Here is a 20,996-nt window from a genome sequence, read left to right on the forward strand (position 1 = left end):
AGACTGAGTAGCAGCTTATTCTCTTTCAGTTTAGTAGAAAATAGATCTGAGCGCTTAGCTGCACTATTCGCGGGGCGAGGAGAGGCCAGAGAACACGCTCTTCCGGCGCCCGACGACCGCTCGCATCGGCTCAGCGCAGATCCAGCTTTTGACATCGACCGGGGTCTCGAGAAAACCATGCAGCCAGAGGAACCGCGCCTGTATTTCGAGCATCTCGACGCGCTCATCGGAAAGGTCGGGATGGAGCGAACGCGCAAAATCGTTGCGATAGGCGGTTTCCACCCCATCAGGCCCGGCTAGCGTCTCGCTGGCGATGATCGCTTTGAGATCGCCAGGGTTCTCCGCAGCCCAGTCGGCTGCCCGGAGCGTCTGTTCCAGAAAGCGCTCCACCAGATCGCGATGGTAGTCGAGCATATGCTGGTGGACCACGATTGGACGCGGTGTCCCGTTGTTCACGCGCGCAAGGCGGCTGGGATAAGCGTCAAGGTCGATGCCGATCTCCAGTCCGAGCCGCTGTGCAGCCTCTGCACCGGCTGCGCCTTTTACGTAAACAGCATCGACACGCCCTGACGCGAGCCATTCAAGGCCAAGCCAAAGGCGGCGCATGCCTTCCGCGCTTGCCTGCTCTACTGGCGGTGCCGGAATTTCCACCAGCCGGACATCGTCGAGCGTGAGCCCGCCCAGCGCTAGCGCGCTTTTTATGCCATGCAGCGCCATCCCTCGCGCGATGCTTTCACCGCGCGTGCGGGCGTAACCGGGCAGCGCGAAGCACAGTCCCCGGAGATCACCTGGCTCGTGGACCGCCATTCCCGAGCGTACCATGATCGCCTGGCGTTCGTCCGTCCAACTCAGCCCAATCACACGGGTTGGGGCGCCAAGCGCCCGCGCCGCCAAGGCCTGGATATTACCACCTTCGCGAAAGAGATGGAGGGCCTGATGTTCAGGATCGTCGACGACGAGGTTGAGCCCCAGCTCGTGGATGCGACCCACCGCGACGATGTCCTTCGCGAATGCCTCCGTCATCCACCCCTTGGCATAAGCAACATTGGAGGCCGCAGGGACGGGACAGCGTGTCATCCAGACACAGTCCAACGTCCTGGCGGCTCTTGATGCTGCTCCGTCCGTCATCTCGTCAGTCTCCATGGGTCTCTGGCCGTGTTGGGCGATGAGGATGAGAGCAAGGTGCGTGCCATGTCCATATTCCGGTTATGCGCGGACCAAGGGCGCGCCGCCATCGCTTCTTTTCGCGCAAATGGGGGCGGCATCCTGCGGAAAAATCAGCACCTGTTTGATTTCGGCAGCCGCGATTTGGCGGAAAGCACCGCAAAAGCCGGGTTGGCACATGTCCTGCAAGACTTTGAGGCACGAGTGTCGAAGGTCGCAGCACGGAGCCATCATGGTGGATCAATACAGGAAGTCGTTTCTCTCCATTGTCCGGCGCGGGTTGCTTGGTATCACTGCTATGCTTGGCTGCGCGGTGGTTGCCGCTTGTGGCGGTTCGGGCAGCGGTGGCGACGCAGGCCCTGTCAAAACCGTGACCATTGCCTCGATCGCTTATCCTTATCAGGGCAAGCAAGTGTTCAATGGCCTTAATGGCATTGTGCTCGAACAGGGCTGGCTCAAGGAACAATTGGCGAAGAAAGGCATCGACCTTGTTTTCGCGCCTGTTTCCACCGCCGTCGGCGGCCCGCTGATCAACGAAGGCTTTTCCGGAAAGCGGATCGATTTCGCCTCTTATGGCGATTTTCCCGCCGTGATTGCCGTGTCGGGCGGTGTGCCGCTCAAGATCGTCGCCCCGGTGGGGCAGGGCCAGGATGTCTATCTGATTGTGCGCAAGGGACTGGCGGCCAGGCGCGTCGAGGATCTGAAAGGCAAGCGCATTGCTCTGCATCGCGGACGGCCATGGGAGCTTCCGTTCTCGAAGCTGGTGGACAGCAAGGGCCTGAAGCTCACCGATTTCAAGATCGTGAACATCAATCCTTCGGCCACACCCGCTGCGCTCGAATCGGGAAGTGTCGATGCCGCCGTGCTGCTTTCGGATGGGTTGCTGGTCGAGCAGAAGGGCATTGGTCGCGTGATCTGGTCGACGAAGGAGGCGCCCGCCGATTGGAAGATGCGTGCCGAATTGTTTGCGCGGAAGGATTTCGTTGATGCGCATCCCGACCTAACTCAGCTTGTCGTCGATGCCTTCGTTCGCGCGGCGGTCTGGTCGTCCGATGAAGCCAATCGGGATGGCGTGATCCAGCGCTCGTCGCGCGGCGCGTTGCCGCCGGAAATCGTGGCGAAAGATTATGCCAATTCCGGCATTCCCTGGCGTGAAAGGTTCTCGCCACTCTTCAGTCCGGCGCTCCGTACCCATTATCATTCTGTTGCGGACTACGCGCTCGAGAGGGGGCTTATCCGCAACAAGGTTGATGCCGACGCCCTCTTGGACGAGCGGTTCGTTCAGCAGGCCATCAAGGATCAGAAGCTCGAAGGCTTTTGGGCGCAGCCGGCGCCGGCGGTGAACTGATGGCGAGTCAGGCTCTCCCCGCCGCACGCTTCCGGTCTTCGTCGCCCGGCTCGCAATTTGGCGGGAGGCAGTTCTCGGCTTTCCTCGCGCCGCTCTTCCTGCTCGCACTGTGGCAGTTCGCCTGTTCGCTCGACATATTTCCGCCCCAGATCCTGGTACCGCCGAGCAGCGTGGCTTGGTCGCTGGTGGATATGGCCGCTTCTGGTGAGCTTCAGCGCCATGTAGGGGATAGTCTCAGGCGCCTTGCGCTCGGTTTTCTGATCGGTGCCGTGCTCGGCATGGCGTTCGGCGCAGCGATGGCGCTCTCCCGCCTGTTCGAGGCCCTTTTTTCGCCCTTGTTTTACACGATATGGCAGGTCCCGGTCATTGCCTTCATCCCGATGATGGTGATGTTCCTGGGCATCGACGAGCCCTTCAAGCTGGCGGTGGTCGCGATCGCCGCCTTCTTCCCCATGGCGCTTGCGACGTTCGACGGCATTCGCAGTGTTCCGCGCAACTACTTCGAAGTCGCGCGGGTCTACCGGCTGCACATGCTGGATCTCATCCGCCGCATCCTGTTGCCGGCAACCGTCCCGGCCGTCCTGACGGGCGTGCGCATATCCCTGACGCGCGCGTGGATCGTGCTCGTCGCGGCTGAGTTGCTCGCGGCCGATAGCGGCATCGGGCAGATGATGGAAATGGGCCGACAGCTCTTCCAGATCGATGTGGTGCTGGCCGGCGTCGTCGTCAGCGGTCTCATTGGCTTTCTGTTGGATCGCGGCGCGCGCTATGTCGAGAGTCGCGCCTCCCGCTGGAGGACGATATGACAACTCTGCTCGCTCGCTGGCCCGTGCGTCTTGGCCTCGGCCTGATGGTGCCCGTGCTGCTGATCATCTGGTGGCAATCGCAGTCCAGTCAGCATGCTGTCACCTTCGCGCCGCCGGCGCAGGTTGGTGCAGCGTTCGAGGCGTTAGTCGAAAGCGGCGATCTCCTGCGGGACGTCCTTGCGACATTGCAGCGCGCGTTCACCGGGCTGGCCATCGGTGCGCCGCTCGGTGTGGCGACGGGCATCGCCATGGGCATCTGGAAACCGGTCGACCGCCTATTGGGGCCTCTGCTCAACGCGCTCCGTCAGGTCCCCATGATCGGTTGGCTGCCACTTATGGGCCTGTGGTTCGGGGTCGGCGAGGGGACGGAGCTGATCGTTGTCAGCATGTCGGCCTTTTTTCCCTCGATGCTGAACAGCCATGCCGGTGTGGCGCAGGTCGAGCGGCGCTATTTGGAGGTCGGTGGTGTCCTTCGGTTCGGAACGCTCCAGCGCATCCGCTTCATCCTGTTGCCTGCGGCACTGCCGCTGATCCTGACTGGCATCACGCAGGCGCTCGCATTTGCCTGGATCGCCACGCTTGCGACCGAGTTGCTCACGGGCGCCGGCTCCGGGCTGGGCGTCGCCATGCAGATGGCGCAAGTCCAGCAGCGGCTTGATGTGATGCTGGTCGTCATCTGCGTCACCGCCGCGCTCGGCTTCCTCATCAATCAGCTTTTCCGACGCCTGCGCCAGTATCTGCTGCGCTGGCAACCCTCCGCGGAATGATGGGAGATATGAACATGTCAGGCACACCTCTGCCGAAGAACCATGAAACCCGGGAGTCTGGCCCGGTTGGTCGCGGTGCACTCAGCGTCAGCCACCTCGACAAAAGCTTTCAGATCGGCGGTCAGCCACGGAAGATTCTCGAGAACATCAATCTCGATGTTCGCCCTGGCGAGTTTGTCAGCATCGTCGGTGCGTCGGGATGCGGCAAGTCGACGCTGCTCCGTCTCATCGTGGGGCTCGACACCGACTACAGCGGCGAATTGCGGCTCGATGGCGAGCGGATCGCCACGACCAGCCTCGATCGTGGCATCATCTTTCAGGACCATCGCCTCTTTCCGTGGATGACGCTCGAACAGAATATCGAGCTGGCACTGCTGAATACCGAGACGCCGCGAGCCCGCCGCGCCCAGATCGTCGCGGACCATATCGCGCTGGTGAATCTCAAGGGCTTCGAGAAGGCTTATCCCCATCAGCTTTCGGGCGGCATGGCGCAGCGCGCCGCCATTGCGCGTGCGCTCGTCACCGAACCTAGGCTGCTGCTCCTCGACGAGCCGCTGGGTGCCCTCGATGCGCTCACCCGCGTGCATGTCCAGAACGAGCTTCAGCGCATCTGGATGACCCAGCGCTCGACTATGGTGATGGTGACGCATGATGTGGAAGAGGCGCTCTATCTCGGCGATCGCGTGATTGTCATGTCGCCCAATCCCGGTCGTATCCGCCGGATCGTCGATGTCGATCTGCCTCATCCGCGCGACCGGCGCTCGCCGTTGCTCCACCGGCTGAAGGACGAGATCCTTGCCGAGCTCACCTCCGGTGCGGGTGACGATGCGACTGATCCCGGTAACCTCCTGCGCCTGCCCAATCGGGAGGGTCGTTGATGACCCGTGCCGCCGATCACCCTGTCGACCCCCTGTTTGTCGATCGCTGGTCCCCCCGCAGCTTCACGGGCGAAGCCGTTCCAGAGACGGTATTGAAAAGCGCGTTCGAGGCGGCACGCTGGGCGCCCTCTGCCCAGAACGCCCAGCCTTGGCGCTTTCTCGTCACGCAGCGCGGCGACGCCTGGTGGGACACCTATCTGGGGTTCCTGATGCCGCGAAACCGGCTCTGGGCCGCACAGGCTTCTGCGCTGGTGCTCATCCTGTCGCGCCGGTCTGTCGAGCGGCGCGGTGAAATCGTCGAGAACACTTCGCACCGCTTCGACGCCGGGGCCGCCTGGGCGAACTTCGCTCATCAGGCGCTGTTGCTGGGCTGGCACACCCACGGCATCGGCGGGTTCGACCGGGGCTCCGCCCGCGCCCGCCTCGCCATCCCGGACGACTTCGCGATCGAGGCGATCATAGCGCTGGGACGGAGAGGCGATCTGCATGAGCTGGACCCCGAATTTCATAGCACAGAAGCGCCCAACGGGCGGCGTCCGCTCGATGAATTCGTGTTTTCTGGCACGCTGGACGTGCCGGCCTTTACCGATGGAAGGAATGCAGCATGACCCTCAACGTCCATTGGCGGCTTGATCCGGCGGCGGAACCGAACCGTTCGGAAGCTGCCAGCCGCGCCGAACTGCCCACGCTGGTGCGCGATCGCCGGACCGCGACACAGAACCGTTTCGACTATTATGTGCAGGTGGCGCAAGCGGCTGCCCAGACCGCTTTCGACGGACTCTTGGTGCGGCATCGGCTGGAAGCGGACGAAAGTCGGATCATTGCTGCCGTTGTTGCGCGGGCAGTGCCCCGTCTCCTCATCACGCCGGAGTTCCCCGCGTCTGTCGGGTCAGCCGTTTATACCGCCAAGCAGGCGAGCACGTTTCAACGAGGGACAAGCAGTCGTCTGGGCTGGGCCATTGCGCCCGATGACGGCGAGGCCGAGCGGGAACGGCAGGCCGATTTTATTTCAGACGATGCGCGGGGGCAGCGGCTTGACGAGTTTCTCACCGTCGCCCGGGGTGTGCACCACACGAACCCCTTCACGTTCAAGGGGGATTATTTCGAGGTGGAGAATGGTGGCTTTGATGCGCCTCTCAATCATGTGTCCTTCCCAACAATCTTCCTGCAGGGCGATGACGAGGAGGCGTTGGCGCTTTCGGCGCGCCATGCCGATGTGCATCTGTTCCAGCCCGCCGCGCTGGACGGGATCGCGCGAAGCATAGCACGGCTGAACGATCTGGCCGCGGGGCAGGGGCGGCAGGTGCGTGCAGGGATTATCCAGCCGCTGCTGCTGCGTGAAGACACAGCACAGGCGGAAAAGGACGTGCAAGGGCGCACGCTCTCACCCGGAACGCTCGTGGCTGGGTATGACGATGCGGCCGAAACGCTTGTGCGCCTGGTTGACGCCGGCATCAGCGAACTCGTTCTGGAGGCAACGCCCACATTGGAAGAAACCTATCGGGTCGGTCAGCATCTGCTGCCGCGCCTTCGCGCGCTTACAAACACCACCCTCCAGGCCGCCTGAGGAGACCAGCCATGACCATCGATTTCTATTGGCGCCTGCCCACACATGGCTGCCACGACAGCATTCGGACCAGCGGCTACGAGCGGGGCGACTGGTCGCCGCTCAAGCCCGGTAACGTTGCGCCGGGCCTCACCCGGGACGGGGAGCCGGATAGCTTCTCCTACATCGACCATCTGGCGGCCATTGCAAAAGCGGCCGAGAGTGTCGGCTTTCAGGGCGGGCTGATCCCGTCCTTTCCGAACACGGATGATCCCTGGGTAATCTCGTCGTTGCTTGCCCGTGAGACGCGGGATTTCCGCTTCATGATCGCCTTCCAGCCCGGCTTCGGCAATCCGGTGCACTCGGCACGCGCGGCGGCCAGCCTGCAGCGTGCCACCGGCGGGCGCTTGCTATTCAACATCATCACTGGCGGTGGGGGGCCTGCGCAGCTCTGGTGGGGCGACAGCTTTGCCCATGACGACCGATATGGCCGCACGAGCGAATGGCTCGACATTTTTCGGGGCGTGTGGAGGTCCTCCGACTTCTCCTATGATGGCAGATTCTATCAACTGCGGGGCGGCGGACTACCGGCAAGTTTCCAGACGGAGGAATTCCCGGAGCTCTGGTTTTCCGGCTCTTCCGAGGCTGCGCTGGGAGTCGCCGCGCGACATGCCGACTATTATCTCTCCTGGTTGGAGCCGTTCGATCAACTTGCTGACAAGTTCGCGCGGGTCAAGGAGCGCACGGCCGCGCTAGGCGGCGAGCAGAAATGCGCCGTGCGTGTCGATCTCGTCGCGCGGGCGACCGAGGAGGAAGCCTGGGCCGACATTCGCAAGGGTTTCGAGAATGTGAGCGAGGAGACCCGGCAGCGCTGGCGCGCGCAGAAGAGCGATTCGGTTGGCGCGGCGCGTCAGGCGGCCCTCAAGCCGGGCGACGCGACCCGTTATGACGACCTGATCGTCGCGCCCAATCTGTGGGGCGGGTTCAATCTGCTGCGGGGCGGCCCGGCCTTAGGCATTGTCGGCAGCTATGAGCAGTGCGCGGCCCGGCTCGATGATCTGATCGCGCGTGGCGCGGACGGCTTCATTCTGGCCGGCACGCCGCATCTCGAAGAGGCTTATCGCGTGGGTGAGGAAGTGCTGCCTTTGCTCGGACGTCACGCGCCTGCGTTACTCGCCGCTGCCGAATAGGATTATAATCCGCAAAACAGAGAGGGCGCCGGGAGATGATCCCGGCGCCCTCTTTCTATTTGTGCCTGGGGTCAAGGCCGGACGCTGCCGCCCGGCCCGGTCTCCCCTCAGAAGCGGAACAGCACCGCAACGCCCGCCGTCAGCGGGTCGGCCCATGCGACTGTGTCGCCGGTCACGCCTTGCGCCGCGTTGGCGGCGGGCAACGCATGGTTGAGATAGCGCACATCGAACAGATTGTTGACGAAACCGCTCACGCTCACATTCTCGTCCCTCGTCGTGTAGGTGACGCGGATATTGGTCAGCGTGTAGGGCTTCTGAGTCAGGAAGTAGCGGTTTACCGTATCTTGCGGCGTCACATAGTAGAACTGCCGCGAGATGTAGCGCGCATCCGCCGCAAATTCCAGATTGCCGAGATTGCCGATCGGGAAACGATAGGAGGCGCCCCCGTTCAGGGTGACCTTTGGCGAGCGAACGAACTGGGCGCCTGCAAGATTGGCGCCGCCGTTCAGCACCTGGAATTGCGTATATTCGGTGTCCAGCAAGCCAAGCGACGTATTGAGCTTCAGGCCGTCCACGGGTGTCACCGCCAGTTCGAATTCGGCGCCGTTCACCTTCGCCTTGTCTGCGTTCTGAAGATAGGACACCGTAGCGCCACCAACAGCTCCTGGGTTGGGGCCGACCACGTTGACCTGCACATCCTTGTAATCATAATGGAATGCAGTCGCGTTGAAGGTCACCAGGCCATCGAGCCAGCTGGACTTGTAGCCGATTTCATAGGCATTGAGTTTCTCCGGCCGCACCGCCGTCAGGGCGATCGGCAGGGTCGCGGCGGTGTTGAAACCGCCCGACTTCACGCCATGAGAGAATTTGGCGTAGATGAGATTGTTGCGGTCAATATTCCACGAGGGCGTGATGTCGTAAGTGAACGCGTCCCATGTCTGTTTGAGATCGTTGCTGAACGTGCCGATGCCGCCGAACGTCCCTGTATAGCTGTTCCACCACTGGGCATAGTTGGTCCAGCTCGTCTGTGCCGCCGCCGGCGAAGCGAAGCGATCGAAGTCCAGCGTCTTGGTTTCGCGCGTCCAGCGGCCGCCCAGCGTCAACTTGAAGCTGTCAGCGAAGGCATAGGTCGCGCTGCCGAAGATCGCGCCGCTCTCCGCTTTGTGATTGTAGCGGGTGAGGCCGTAGGCGGCGGGCGCGGTCGAGCCAGGCCGAGCGGGGACTGTGCCTTGCGGCAGCGTCGCTGAGTAGGCGTTCGAGCGGATCTTCTCATTGAAGTAGAAGAGCCCGACGATCCAGCTCAGCGCGCTTTTACCGGCCGAGGCCAGCCGCAACTCCTGCGTCCATTGGCGGGACCGGGCCTCCGTGTAGCCGCGGGCAATTTCCAGCGGCGTGTAATCATTGTCCCCTGCGCTGATCGACTTGAAGCGTTCATAGCCGGTGATCGCAGTCAGCGTGGCGGGGCCAAGATCCCAGTCGAGATGAAGAGAGCCGCCCAATTGCCTGTTGCGGCTCCATTCGGGCGCATTGATACTGACCTGGTTGATGCCTGTTGGTGGCGCATAGCCATTGCGGAAGACACCGTTGGCCGCATAGCTGGCCGTGTTCCAATATGTGCCGTCCGTTTCGTAATCGCGATAATGGACACTGAACAGGACTTGCAGGGCCTCAGTCGGCTTGGCGAGGATCTGTCCGCGCAGCACATTGTCCTTAACCGCGCTCGATTTGCTGTCGGTGTAGAGGTTGTCGAAGCGCCCGCCGCGATCGTCGAAACGGAATGAGACGCGCGTTGCAAGCTTGTCATCGATCAGCGTGGTGCCGATCCCGCCTTCCGCAATCTTGTTGTCGAAGCTGCCATATTCGAGCTTCGCGTAGCTATCGTCCTGTCCGCGCAGGGAGGGACGCTTGGAAAGAACGTTGATCGCGCCGCCCGTTGTGTTCTTGCCCCAAAGCGTGCCCTGCGGCCCGCGCAGCACTTCCACGCGCTCGATGTCGAAGAGCGGGAGGCCCGTCGCGCTGGAATTGCTGATGTAGACATCATCGAGATAGAAGCCGACCGGATTGGCAAGATCGAGTTGCTGTTGGCCTGCGCCCACGCCACGGATCCACCAGCGCGGGCGACCATGCTGCTGGGTGCCAGCCGTGGCATTGGGGACGAGATTTAGGACTTCGTTCGCCGAACGGCCGACCCCGCCGACGCTGAACAGGGTTTCGTCGAGCGCAGTGACGGCAACCGGGACGTCCTGCAGACGCTCTTCACGGCGCTGAGCCGTAACGACGATGGTGCCGCCACTGCTTTCTGCATCAGCGGCCTCTGCCGCTATGCCATCATCATTGGCGAGGGCCACGGGCACATAGCCGGCGGCGAGCAAGGCAAAAAGGCTTGCACCGATAGCGCGGCCGACTCTCGATGGATTTCTAGTTCTGGACAATGAGGTTCCCCGAATTTGCTGTGAGTGCCCGCCTTGTCATGCGGGTCGGACGGGGTAGCCCTCGCAAATGCCGTGCCAGATAAATAAGGTATTGATTTATAATATATTTTCTAAGAATTGACGGCGGGGAGCGTTATTCTGCGCGCTTAATTCAGCGCGTTTGTTGAATATCCAGCAACTGAAAACCAACATCAAGCCTTCAGCAGAAGATGCAGACCTGTTTGGTTTGAGCAAGATCGGGCTATCTTTGGCGACGAACGGCTTCGAACAATTCCAAAGCGCATCCGTCAAACACGGGAAAGAATGCGGTTTGCAAGGACGGTCTCGAAAGAGAGAAATGTCCTAACCGTCGATGTCGGACTGGAAGTGGTGACGCGCCTCCCCAGCAGGAAGCGTCTCCTTGGTCGGTTAGGCGTTCAAAATGTCCTGGGGCCTACGGACGGAGTCGCGACATCGCGGCGCTGGGGGCTATAATCAGACAATCTCGCGATCTGACGGTCAGATACGCGGAAAGACAGGCAGCGGATCGAACATCAGTGACGCAAGGCCCCAGATACTCGTGGCAACCAGCAGTGCGCCTACCAGTTTCAGGAGAAGCTTGGGCGGCATGCGACGCGTCAGCCAAGCGCCGAAGGGTGCTGCCACCAAACCGCCGATCAGGATGCCCGTCGCAGCGTTGGTGAAGTGCAGACCATGGATGCCTGCAAACGCCGTGAGTACTGTGACAGTCACGAAGAATTCTGCTGCGTTTGCCGTGCCGACGGCCATGCGCGGTGTCATGCCTTGAGCCAAGAGATTGCCCGTTACCAGCGGCCCCCAGCCGCCCCCGCCAGAGCTGTCGAGGAAACCGCCGAGAAAACCGAGGGGCGCAACGAGCCTGATCCTGCGGAACGCGAAGGGCCTCCGCGGTGCCCGCCATAGCAAATAGGCTCCGACTGCTACGAGATAGACCAGAAGGACCGGACGCAAGATCTCGCTCTGGAAAAAGTAGAGCGCCCATATGCCTGTCACTCCGCCGATCACGCCCGGCACGGCAAGCCGCGCAAATAGGGGCCAATCGACGTTGCGCTGTAGGACATGGGCAACGCCAGTTGCGCCGCTCGTGAAGCTTTCGGCGGTGCGCGTTGTGGCCGATGCCGTAATGGGCGGCGCGCCCAGCAACACCAGCAGCGAATTCGAAAGCACGCCAAAGCCGAGGCCAAGCGCACTGTCAATGATCTGAGCGAAAAGGCCTACAATGATGAAGGGGGCAATGTCTGCCCACGGGATTGCAGCAACCTCCATCAGCTCTGATCGCTCGCGGTGAGCGCGGAAAGTGATCGCCCGAGGCGGCCGGACGGAGCCGTGAGCAGGTAGAGAAGGGGGAAACACAAGGCGATCAGCGAGAGAAAGCCGCTCGCCATGACGCCGGCGCCAGCGATCCATGGCAGGACGGCTGCCCATGACGCGAGCGCCAGAACCACGATCAACGTACGCTCCTGCTCACTGTCGTCGAGTGCGGATAGGTTGGTACGCGCTCGGCCTTCAAAGAGCGCTCTTAAGCTAAGTCTAGTTCCGTTCTTAGGATCTGTCAGCAGGGACGGTGCCAGCGCTTGGCCCAGGCAACTGAGGCTCGCCCTGAATAGACGGATGCTTACAGCGCTCGCAAAATCGCGGAAGTGAGCATTTCTGTCGGTGATTGCCCGCAGGCCGGTGCGTCCACCGAAGATCATGTCCGTCAGAACGCTATCCTCGGCGACGGCGACGGCAGACGCTTCTACATTTTGCGTTTCCACGATCCATTCAAGGATTGTTGATGGCACATCAAGTCCACTGGCGCGCTCCAGCCCCTGGAAGCCAGGCGCTGAATTGGCTTCGCAAATACGATAGCCGTCTTCGTCAAACAGGATATCGATGCCGGTGATGTCGAGATCGAGAATATCCGCCGCCTTGACGGCAAGTTCGGCCATCTCGGGCGGAGGATTGTAGGCCACGCCAACCCCGCCCAAAGAGACGTTGGATTTGAAGCCGCCGGTGAGCGAACGGCGCTCCATAGCCGCGATGACCCGCCCGCCCACTACGAGAACGCGAACATCCCGGCCGTGGCTCGCACGGACATAATGCTGCAGGATGAATTCGGCCTTCGCTTCGGCGCTTTCCAGAAGTCCTGCAAGGTCTTCAAACTGGCTCCGGTTCTCGCATTTGAGAACGCCTGCACCCCGGGTCCCTTTGAGCGTCTTCACGATGACCGGGAAGCCCAATTCTCGCTCAACGAGATCTACATCGATTGGGAAGGTGCCGAGAATTGTGCGGGGGATCGGAAGACCAACGCGATTGAGGCTTTGCAGAGTATGGAGTTTGTCGGCCACGCGTTCGATCGTCGCGGGCCCGTTGATGAGGCGCACACCACGCCGCTCGAAATGTCGCAAGAGCGCCAGGGTGTAGTAGTCGGTCTCCGCGCCTGTGCGGCACATGATGAAATCGGGCCGATCTACGCGCTTTTCATTGTAGGTCACGGCCCAATCTTCTTCACCTCCGACGATGAGATCGAAGCAATGCGGATCGTACACTGCTAGGTCGATACTCATGCCATTAGCTGCTTCCTGGAAGCGCAGGACTTCGGGCACTTCCGGGTTCGCCGGATTGAGCTCATGATGGAAAAGGATCCAACCGCGCAGCATTGTTAGCTCCCTGGTGGTTTTAATCTCTCCTACCCAGCTACGGACAGGAGCATGCTACCATGCAGCGCAGCGATTATGTCCGGATCATAAGAGATGCTGACGTTGCTTCAAGCGATATGATCGCTGCGGCTTGTGACGAATATCGATCAAGCGTCACGAACGATCAAACTGAACTGAAAGATTCCTGTTTCGTGCCGACGAACTAAATACTCAATGATCGAAACCTTGGTTAGGTAACAAGCCTGTGTCTTTCGGTCTGGGATAGGTGTGAAGACTTCAATTCCGATGACGATGGTGTCACGCGACCGTTTAACTTGATCTTGGCCATCAGGGCAACTTTCGCGGCACGGTGAGCACGCACGCCCTCTAATCTGGCAGCCCGATGATGTCTGCAGCCATCGTCGAAAGGGAGAGGAAGGGGGCAATCGCCACCTCAACTCGGGCTTTCGCGCAGGGTGAGGTCGAAATGATTAGATGAAAAGCGTAATGGGGCGCCGCTTGAGCTGTACTGCCACCTCATAGTTCTATCAGAAAATGAAGTCTCGTCCGTTCCGAGAACGTTGCCCGACCAACCATGTCAACGCGCGACTGGTCGGGCACGAGAGGATTAAAGTTGGTTGAAGCTGCTGCTCATGGCTTGCGAGGAAGATTGCCAGGAGCTCGCATTATAGATTTGGGGAGACTGGCTGGTGCGTCGCATAAGGTGTCCGCCGCCATCATCCGGCCTATAGCGGCTGAAGGAGCATTCCTGAAGGCAGCGGTTAATTCAGGGTGACCGATTTCCTTTCCCGGCGGACAAGTTATCCAGCTATTGGCTGGAAAGCTGCGGAAAAGTGGTCATTGACGCCGCGTGTGCATTCAACGATACATCTTGCATCGGGCATTGCGGACGCCCGATTAGACGGTGCTCGTCCAAGTCCGCTCCATTTGCTGCGTCTGCGGCCGAGGAGCGTTTATGGATTACACCGTTACTGACAATCGTCCCCCGTTGATCAGCCTATCGGCAATTTTTCTCAAGTTCCTCCGGTTCGGCTTTCTCGCCTTTGGCGGGCCTGTAGCCCAGATTGCCATGCTGCGTCAGTCGCTGGTCGAGGAGGAACGATGGATCGACCGCTCTCGCTTCAACAGGCTGCTCGCGATCCTACAGGTGCTACCAGGGCCTGAGGCCCATGAACTCTGCGTCCACTTCGGCATCATTGCCCGGGGCAGGATTGGCGGACTTTTGGCAGGATTGGGTTTTATGCTGCCAGGTTTCGCCCTGATGCTGCTCGCCGGTTGGGTCTATGTCACATGGATCGCGGAACACGGAATGTGGAGCGGGCCGCTTCTCGGTATCCAGGTCGCCGTACTGGCGATCATCTTGCGCGCGGTTGTTCGGATCGGCGAGCATATCCTGGTGGATCCGCTGACCTGTGGGATCGCCTTGGGTAGCGCGCTGCTTACCTTGGCGAATATCCCATTCTGGTTGCCACTTGTTGCCGGCGCGGCAATCTATGCCTGTTCTCATCGGTCGTATTTTGCCGCTGCCATTGCTGTCGTTACCGCAGGCACAGCCATCAGCATTCATTTTATTCCCCCCGGACAAGCGGTACTCGACATCTCTCACGAACCGTCAACCGTTGCCGCCCTGTTCATTGCCGGTTTAAAGGGTGGGTTACTGACTTTTGGCGGCGCCTACACTGCCATACCTTACGTTCGAGCCGACACGGTGGGGCGTGGCTGGTTGAGCGACGCGACCTTTCTCGATGGCGTCGCGCTGGCAGGGATTCTTCCTGCGCCGCTTGTCATCTTTGCAACGTTCGCCGGCTATGTTGCGGGCGCACTTCCCGGGGCACTTGCAATCACGGCGGGCATGTTCCTTCCCGCATTTGCCTTTTCACTCATTTTTTACGAGCGCCTGGAAGCGATCGTCGATCGGCCTGGTCTTCAACGGGCGCTGGAAGGCATTGCGGCAGCAGTGGTTGGCATTATCGCTGCGACGTTCTTGCAGTTGGGTGAGGCCGCATGGTCGCGCATCTCCTCGCCACCAATAGCTATCATATTGTTTGGTTTCGCCTTGGCCGCCGCATGGCGCCTAAAGGCGATATGGGTGACGCCTGCGATCCTGGCTGGCGGCGCACTGACCGGTGCTGCTGTCTCGTTATGACGACATCTCCCGGAAGCGATAGCTGCTTTGTCGTCTAGCCCGAATGGCTGTTTGTGAGTGGCGACCAGGCTTAGCTGCCGTCGGTTCAGCGCGATCAGCGTTCTTGGCCGGGGGTTAATCTAACGAAGAATTATGCGTTGGCCCTCCTTTCATGTGAAGGCGCTGCATCGTGTTGGCGACCGAGCCATAGTCCATTAAAGGCCCAGACCCCGGCCAGCACAGCCCCTGTCAGTACGCTGACTGTGGGCGAGGCAGTCATTGCATCGATTCCAGTCTTGGCCTGTGCCCCCACATAATCTGCGAAACGGTAAATTGGCACGTCGACAAAGCTTTTCGCCTTGTACTTGGTCTCGGTATCCAGCTTTGAAAACAGCATTTCCCGCCCTGGACGCACGAAAGCATATTCGCCCCAGCGCCGCACGACGAAAACAATCGCCAGCACCGCGAAGACCTGAAAAGCGGCAAGCGCCAGAAAACCTACAATCATCACGAGCGGCACGAGGGTCAGCAGGCCCTTCACGCCCAATTTGCTGGCGATACGGCCGGTGAGAAACACTTGGGTGGCAATGGTGAGGGATTGAACGACCACATCGATACTGGCGAACACCTGGGTGCGTCGGTCTGTGTCCGGGAAGGTCTGCTCGACGATGCGAAGCTGTTCGAAATAGAGGATCGTATTCGCCACCGAGAGCAGGCAGACAAAGAGCGCAATGCCCATGAGATAGGGCGAGGACATCACTTGCGATATTCCGGCAAAGGGATTGCCCCCCAGTCCCTTGTTGAGCGGGGCCTGCGACGATGTCGTTGCGGTTGTTGCGGGCCGCCAGATCGCGAGGAGGATGAGCTGGCAGAGGATGGCGCAGGCAAAACCGCCGGCTGCGAGAAATAGCAGACCGGAAACGCCTAGGCGCTCGGCCATGAACGCAGTGATCAAGGGGCCGATCAGCGCTCCCAATGTGCCACCCGCTGCGATGAAGCCGAACAGGCGCCCCGTCTGTTCGCTTGAAAACATCTCAAGGAGGAAGCTCCAGAACACCGAGACCAGCATGAGGTTGAGGACGCTGATCCACACATAGAAAAACGCCCCGACACCATGATCGATATCGCCGTTGCCGATCACCCGCCCCAGCGCGACGAGCATAAGCGACACGCTACCGTAGATGCAGGGCAACAAGACACTGCGCCGCACGCGGGAGACCAGCCAGCCGTAGAGAGGGACAATAGCGACCGAGAATATCGCGGTGTAGAGCCACAGGTCAGCGACGTAGTCGCGCCCAAGCAGCGTGCCGATTGTTTCACGTGCGGGCCGGACCGCGAAATAACTGCCGAGCACGAAGAAGAACAGTAGGAACGCGGCCATGACCGCCTTCATCTCTCCTGGCTCAATATTCACGATACGGGCGAGGTGCCGCTGAGCGAAACTGGCCTGCGCCTCTTTCGACCCCGTTCTATGCATCGCGGCTTAGGAAGCCTGCGGCAGAGCGCCGATGAACGCGGCGATTCGCTCGCGCAATGCGGCGTCTGGTATCCGCCCGACGCCGCCGCCCAGATTATCGATCATGTTCTTCGGCTGGCTGGTGGCCGGGGTAACCACGGTGATTGCAGGGTGACCGATGATCCACTTCAGCATCACTTGTGCCCAGGATTTGGCGTCGATATCTGTCGCCCAGTCCGGCAGCGGTCGCTCCCCGACCCGTCGGAACAGCCGCGTGCGGCCGAATGGCGCGTAGACGAAGACACCGATTTTGCGTTGCAGCGCCAGCGGCAGGATCGTGGTCTCTACCTCGCGATTGTCCACGGCATAATCAATGCCGATGAAGTCGATCGGCTCGTTACGCATCACCGAAATTAAAGTCGGATACTGATTTTCTGACGTGGAGGTGATCCCGAAATAACGGATGCGCCCCTTCGCCTTGAGATCTGCCAGGATCGGAAGCTGCGTCGCCGGATCGCCGACATTGTGCACTTGGATCAGGTCGATCTTTGGCTGGCCGATGCGGGCGAACGACTGCTCGATTTGCGCCTTTGCCGCCGCAGAATCTGCTGCGCCGCCGCGTACAACGTTGACCTTGGTGGCCCAAAAAAGTCGGTTGGCGATTCCGGCTTCCGTCGCGATGCGGCCCGCCGTTTCCTCTGAGGCCCCGTAGCTGGGCGCAGTATCGAACACCGAGCCGCCACTGTCGACGAGCGTCTGAAGCACCGCACGTAACGCCGAGACATCCTCGCTCTGTGCAACTTGCGAAAATGTCGCCGAGCTTCCCAGGCCGATTACAGGTAGCATTTCACCAGTTTTTGGCACGGGGCGCATGATCATTCGTGTCTGGGCGGATGCTTTCACCCCCATGGACAGCGCGGCCGCACCGCCCAAGGCCAAGGTCAACCCTTCACGACGTGAAATCTCGGCCATGGCTGATCCTCCTGCCAAGCTACTGCTTTTTTAGCAGGTTACGCTGATCAATCACGTTTGAAAAGCCGCTCTGAACGCGGGAGGGGCGGACTAGCGATTGGCTGGCGCAGACCGTGACAGCCCCTGCATCCGCTTGCTGGCTCCATGCGGGTAGGCGTTGGGGATTGCTTGAAGGCTAAAGGCTGAAACTGCCAACGTAGCCGACGTTCGAGCTCATAAGTTAGATCGCTGAAAGCGCCCTCGGCTCCGCCTGACCAGCTGCCGGCTTCGAATGCTGCCGCATCCAGGTGGTGGCTCGTCTGGAGTGGAAAGTGCGGGATGCGCGCACTTGGCAGCGTGCTGCCGAGAGAAGCCTGGGAGGAAGGGTGGCGATTTTCAGGATTGAGCTAGTCAACGGTCCGCCGTCACTTCAGGTAACTGCGCCGCGGCGCCTGATGGCTGCTGGCAGCAAAAACGGGAGCGATTGGTGCGGTGCAAATAGGGCGTGCTTCTCACGCGCCTCACCGACCATCAAAGGGGATAAACTATAACCCATCGTATCGTGGCAGAAAAGGCACAGCAGGGTTTCTATATAATAGGGCGTAGGAATCCTTTCTTTCCCTACGCATTTAGTAGAGTAATTCAGCCAACAGTGCAATTACAGGTGCGCTTGGCTGAAGTTAGATCAATAAGGTTTCCAGATATGGAAGCCATCGGCGCAGCCAGGTTGCCGGAAAAAGGATACACCATGACGAATACACTCCGCCTCATGCTCGCCTCGGTGGGGCTGGTGGCCCTTTCGACAGCCGCCCATGCTCAGGAAACGGCGGCAGCTGATGATAGCGCCTATGCCGAGCAGGATATCGTCGTCACCGGCACGCGCGTTGCAGGACGCACCCGCCTCGATACGACCTCTCCTGTCGACGTGCTGAGCGGTGAGGCGCTGCGTGGGCAAGGCACCGCCGAGCTGGGTCAGGCGCTCGCCAATGTGGCGCCGTCTATCAACTTCCCGCGCTCGTCCGCTGTGGACGCGACCGACAGCATTCGTCCGGCAACGCTGCGCGGCCTGTCACCTGACCAGACCCTCGTACTCGTCAACGGCGTTCGCGGTCATACGTCGGCCCTGCTCAACACCAACGGATCCGTTGGGCGCGGCGCCGCTGCGTTCGATCTCAACACCATTCCTACAATCGCGTTGGAAAGCGTGGAGGTGCTGCGCGACGGCGCCTCTGCACAATATGGCTCAGACGCGATTGCGGGCGTCGTCAACCTGCGCCTGCGCGAGGCGCGCAGCGGCGGCGGTGCGACCTTGGGCTATGGTCAGTATGTGACCGACGTCAGCCCGGCTCGGTCCAGCCGCAAGGCTCATGATGGCGAGACGCTCACCGCCTCGTTGTGGCAGGGGATCGCTCTTGGAACCGATGGCTTCCTGACTCTCTCGGCCGACTATCTGAACCGCGGCCGGACCAGTCGTGGTGACGTCGACACGCGCTTCACGCCGGCGATCGTCTCCTCGCGCTTCGGTGATCCCGAGGTCGAGCAGTATACGCTGTTCGCGAATTTCGGCGCGCCCGTCGGCGGGACGTGGCAAGTCTATGGCCATGCCGGCTATCAGAAGCGCGACAGCACCGGCGCGGCGCTTCCCCGCCCGCTCTCCAATGCCAACAGCGTGCCGGCCATCTACCCAAATGGCTTTACACCGCTGATCAATGTCGACTCGAAGGACATCAACACCTTGCTCGGTGTCAAAGGCGAGATTGGCGATTGGGCGGTGGATATCAACGCATCCTATGGCCGCAACACGCTGACTTTTGAAACCCGCCGTTCGCTGAATTCCACCTATGGCACGGCGTCTCAGACGGACTTTTACAGCGGCCGCCTGACCTATGACCAGTGGACCGGCGGTGCGGACGTCACCCGCAAGATCGCCTTGGCGGGCGACAACAGCCTGAACGTCGCCTTCGGCGTCGAAGGCCGCCGTGAAAGTTTCGAGGAGGAAGCGGGCGAGCCTGCATCCTATAATCGCGGTCCTCTAGGGGCAAACGTCGCTCTGGGCAGCGGCGCGCAAGGCTTTGCCGGCTTCCGCCCGGCGGATGCCGGCAAGAACAGTCGTGAGAACATCGGCGCCTATCTCGACCTTGAAGCCCAGATCGCCAATCTGACCGTCGGTGCGGCGGGACGCTATGAGCATTATTCGACGTTCGGCGACAATGGCACCGGCAAGGTGTCGCTCCGCTACGACTTCGCGCCGCAGTTCGCCCTGCGTGCCACGGCATCGACCGGTTTCCGTGCCCCGTCGCTGCAACAGCAATTCTACAGCTTCACTCAGTCGACCTCGATCAACAATGTGATCGTCGATGTGCGGACGCAGCCGTCCACGACCGCTGCCGCCGTTGCCCTGGGCGGTCAGGCGCTGAGGCCGGAGAAATCGACCAACCTGTCGGCAGGCGCCGTCTTCCGGACGGGCGGTTTGGAGTTCACGGTGGACGCCTATCGTATCCGTGTACGTGATCAGATCGCGCTGTCCGAGAACCTCGCGATCCCTGGCGTCGGCACGACCGATCGCGCGCGATTCTTTATCAACGGCATCCGCTCCACGACAAAGGGCGTTGACGTGATCGCTCGCTATCGCCTGACCAGCGACACGCTGGGCAAGTTCGACCTGACAGCGGCCGGCAATTACAACGAGGTGACCATAACCGATGCGCCCGGCACAACTCCCGGTGGAGCGGCGCTCTTCTCGCAGCAGCGCATCACCAGCCTGGAACGTGGAACGCCGCGTTGGAAGGGTAGCGCCGCTGCGGACTGGTCGCTGGGCAATGTCGGCGCCACGCTTCGCGCCACCTATTATGGCAATGTGGTGGAGCCAGCCCCGAACGTCATCGATTATGTCAATACCGGCAAGCACACGCTAATCGACCTCGAGGGGCGCGTGAAGCTGATGCAAAAGGGGACATTGGCCATTGGCGCGAACAATCTGTTCGATGTCTATCCTGATGCTGTCGCCACGACCAACGGCAACAATTATAATGCAGGCGCCACGGCATTCCCTTATTATTCGCCGTTCGGTTTCAATGGTCGCTACGTTTATGCAAGGTTTAGCCTGAACTGGTAACGATCTTGCGCCTGAGCGGCCAGAAGGAAACGCGAGGGTGGCAGCGCTCCATCCTCGCCCGTCACATCACAGTCTGGGGGCCGGGACAGCAACATGACACGGAGCGACCGCTTTGCGCACATTCCAGTGCGCCTGACATTACGAAATCTGCCGTACGATTAGAGCCGAGATGTGGTTGTCTGGAAACTTAACCTGCTTTTGAGGCTTGAGTGAAAGACACATGATGTCTCGCCGGTACCCCGTCCGCACTTCAAAAAGCACGATCGAGAGCGCCCTCCACGACTGGCAAAGAGACTTCAGACGGCCCTCCGTCATGGCATCACGGCCGCTCTTCCAGTGTCGGCAGCGCTTTCGCTGCTCACGCATGGAACGGGGCACAGAAGTGTCAAGCGATCTCGGTGCTCTACCGGTTGGATATAGCCACTCGGGCTGTGAACAAGTTCGCGCGGCCGGGGTAGCGCCAATCCAAAGCTACGCGCGGGGATTTTCCGACCGCTTGGACAGCTGTGGAAACCGTATCGTTTGCGGGGGGGGGGGAATGATTGCTTTCAAAGCAGT

15 protein-coding genes are annotated in these 20,996 nt (G+C 60.7%); 9 read left to right on the forward strand and 6 right to left on the reverse strand.

Annotation, left to right across the window (positions count from 1 at the left end; genetic code table 11):
* Positions 1 to 63 precede the first annotated feature (63 nt).
* Positions 64 to 1,128: an ABC transporter substrate-binding protein gene (locus tag M2336_RS06290; RefSeq protein ID WP_264592702.1), complete on the reverse strand. Its 1,065-nt coding sequence runs from the start codon at positions 1,126 to 1,128 to the stop codon at positions 64 to 66.
* Between the two features lie 268 nt (positions 1,129 to 1,396).
* Here M2336_RS06290 and M2336_RS06295 point away from each other — a divergent pair, with 268 nt between their 5' ends.
* From M2336_RS06295 to M2336_RS06325, 7 genes are read left to right on the forward strand one after another with little or no spacing between them, the layout of a single operon-like run.
* Positions 1,397 to 2,512 (forward strand): ABC transporter substrate-binding protein, encoded by a 1,116-nt coding sequence (locus M2336_RS06295; RefSeq protein ID WP_264592703.1) that lies wholly within the window; start codon positions 1,397 to 1,399, stop codon positions 2,510 to 2,512.
* Positions 2,512 to 3,318: an ABC transporter permease gene (locus M2336_RS06300; protein WP_264592704.1), complete on the forward strand. Its 807-nt coding sequence runs from the start codon at positions 2,512 to 2,514 to the stop codon at positions 3,316 to 3,318. Before M2336_RS06295 ends, M2336_RS06300 begins: the two co-directional genes overlap by 1 nt.
* The gene (locus M2336_RS06305; RefSeq protein WP_264592705.1) at positions 3,315 to 4,085 is read left to right on the forward strand and encodes an ABC transporter permease; all 771 of its coding nucleotides are present in this window, start codon (positions 3,315 to 3,317) and stop codon (positions 4,083 to 4,085) included. Before M2336_RS06300 ends, M2336_RS06305 begins: the two co-directional genes overlap by 4 nt.
* Before the next feature lie 14 nt (positions 4,086 to 4,099).
* The gene (locus tag M2336_RS06310; RefSeq protein ID WP_264592706.1) at positions 4,100 to 4,963 is read left to right on the forward strand and encodes an ABC transporter ATP-binding protein; all 864 of its coding nucleotides are present in this window, start codon (positions 4,100 to 4,102) and stop codon (positions 4,961 to 4,963) included.
* The gene (locus tag M2336_RS06315) at positions 4,963 to 5,571 is read left to right on the forward strand and encodes a nitroreductase family protein (RefSeq protein WP_264592707.1); all 609 of its coding nucleotides are present in this window, start codon (positions 4,963 to 4,965) and stop codon (positions 5,569 to 5,571) included. The genes M2336_RS06310 and M2336_RS06315 overlap by 1 nt, the downstream gene beginning before the upstream one ends.
* Positions 5,568 to 6,530, forward strand: coding sequence for an LLM class flavin-dependent oxidoreductase (locus M2336_RS06320; RefSeq protein WP_264592708.1), 963 nt, complete (start codon positions 5,568 to 5,570; stop codon positions 6,528 to 6,530). The genes M2336_RS06315 and M2336_RS06320 overlap by 4 nt, the downstream gene beginning before the upstream one ends.
* 11 nt (positions 6,531 to 6,541) lie before the next feature.
* A complete protein-coding gene (locus M2336_RS06325; protein ID WP_264592709.1) occupies positions 6,542 to 7,699 on the forward strand; it encodes an LLM class flavin-dependent oxidoreductase in 1,158 nt (385 codons plus the stop codon).
* Between the two features lie 107 nt (positions 7,700 to 7,806).
* Here M2336_RS06325 and M2336_RS06330 read toward each other — a convergent pair whose 3' ends face one another.
* The 3 genes from M2336_RS06330 to M2336_RS06340 form a co-directional block, all read right to left on the reverse strand.
* The gene (locus M2336_RS06330) at positions 7,807 to 10,071 is read right to left on the reverse strand and encodes a TonB-dependent receptor (RefSeq protein ID WP_264592710.1); all 2,265 of its coding nucleotides are present in this window, start codon (positions 10,069 to 10,071) and stop codon (positions 7,807 to 7,809) included.
* A 558-nt stretch (positions 10,072 to 10,629) separates the two neighbouring features.
* Positions 10,630 to 11,415 (reverse strand): sulfite exporter TauE/SafE family protein, encoded by a 786-nt coding sequence (locus tag M2336_RS06335; protein WP_264592711.1) that lies wholly within the window; start codon positions 11,413 to 11,415, stop codon positions 10,630 to 10,632.
* Positions 11,415 to 12,791 (reverse strand): ATP-grasp domain-containing protein, encoded by a 1,377-nt coding sequence (locus M2336_RS06340; RefSeq protein ID WP_264592712.1) that lies wholly within the window; start codon positions 12,789 to 12,791, stop codon positions 11,415 to 11,417. Before M2336_RS06340 ends, M2336_RS06335 begins: the two co-directional genes overlap by 1 nt.
* 955 nt (positions 12,792 to 13,746) lie before the next feature.
* Between M2336_RS06340 and chrA the strand changes: the two genes are divergently transcribed.
* A complete protein-coding gene (chrA, locus tag M2336_RS06345; protein WP_264592713.1) occupies positions 13,747 to 14,937 on the forward strand; it encodes a chromate efflux transporter in 1,191 nt (396 codons plus the stop codon).
* A 130-nt stretch (positions 14,938 to 15,067) separates the two neighbouring features.
* Here chrA and M2336_RS06350 read toward each other — a convergent pair whose 3' ends face one another.
* Positions 15,068 to 16,309 carry an NTP/NDP exchange transporter gene (locus M2336_RS06350; RefSeq protein ID WP_264592714.1) on the reverse strand — a complete coding sequence of 414 codons (1,242 nt, stop codon included), beginning with the start codon at positions 16,307 to 16,309 and terminating at the stop codon, positions 15,068 to 15,070.
* 90 nt (positions 16,310 to 16,399) lie between these two features.
* Entirely contained in the window at positions 16,400 to 17,344 is a 945-nt protein-coding gene (locus M2336_RS06355) for an aldo/keto reductase (protein WP_264592715.1), read from the reverse strand.
* 727 nt (positions 17,345 to 18,071) lie between these two features.
* Between M2336_RS06355 and M2336_RS06360 the strand changes: the two genes are divergently transcribed.
* Entirely contained in the window at positions 18,072 to 20,438 is a 2,367-nt protein-coding gene (locus tag M2336_RS06360; RefSeq protein ID WP_264592716.1) for a TonB-dependent receptor plug domain-containing protein, read from the forward strand.
* Positions 20,439 to 20,996 lie beyond the last annotated feature (558 nt).

The sequence above is a fragment of the Sphingobium sp. B1D7B genome (assembly GCF_025961965.1).
Taxonomy (GTDB): Bacteria; Pseudomonadota; Alphaproteobacteria; order Sphingomonadales; family Sphingomonadaceae; genus Sphingobium.

Coding starts and splice junctions, on each gene's coding strand:
- M2336_RS06290 (WP_264592702.1), bottom strand. CDS start 1,128: ATGACGGACGGAGCAGCATCAAGAGCCGCCAGGACGTTGGACTGTGTC.
- M2336_RS06295 (WP_264592703.1), top strand. CDS start 1,397: ATGGTGGATCAATACAGGAAGTCGTTTCTCTCCATTGTCCGGCGCGGG.
- M2336_RS06300 (WP_264592704.1), top strand. CDS start 2,512: ATGGCGAGTCAGGCTCTCCCCGCCGCACGCTTCCGGTCTTCGTCGCCC.
- M2336_RS06305 (WP_264592705.1), top strand. CDS start 3,315: ATGACAACTCTGCTCGCTCGCTGGCCCGTGCGTCTTGGCCTCGGCCTG.
- M2336_RS06310 (WP_264592706.1), top strand. CDS start 4,100: ATGTCAGGCACACCTCTGCCGAAGAACCATGAAACCCGGGAGTCTGGC.
- M2336_RS06315 (WP_264592707.1), top strand. CDS start 4,963: ATGACCCGTGCCGCCGATCACCCTGTCGACCCCCTGTTTGTCGATCGC.
- M2336_RS06320 (WP_264592708.1), top strand. CDS start 5,568: ATGACCCTCAACGTCCATTGGCGGCTTGATCCGGCGGCGGAACCGAAC.
- M2336_RS06325 (WP_264592709.1), top strand. CDS start 6,542: ATGACCATCGATTTCTATTGGCGCCTGCCCACACATGGCTGCCACGAC.
- M2336_RS06335 (WP_264592711.1), bottom strand. CDS start 11,415: ATGGAGGTTGCTGCAATCCCGTGGGCAGACATTGCCCCCTTCATCATT.
- M2336_RS06340 (WP_264592712.1), bottom strand. CDS start 12,791: ATGCTGCGCGGTTGGATCCTTTTCCATCATGAGCTCAATCCGGCGAAC.
- chrA (WP_264592713.1), top strand. CDS start 13,747: ATGGATTACACCGTTACTGACAATCGTCCCCCGTTGATCAGCCTATCG.
- M2336_RS06350 (WP_264592714.1), bottom strand. CDS start 16,309: ATGAAGGCGGTCATGGCCGCGTTCCTACTGTTCTTCTTCGTGCTCGGC.
- M2336_RS06355 (WP_264592715.1), bottom strand. CDS start 17,344: ATGGCCGAGATTTCACGTCGTGAAGGGTTGACCTTGGCCTTGGGCGGT.
- M2336_RS06360 (WP_264592716.1), top strand. CDS start 18,072: ATGACGAATACACTCCGCCTCATGCTCGCCTCGGTGGGGCTGGTGGCC.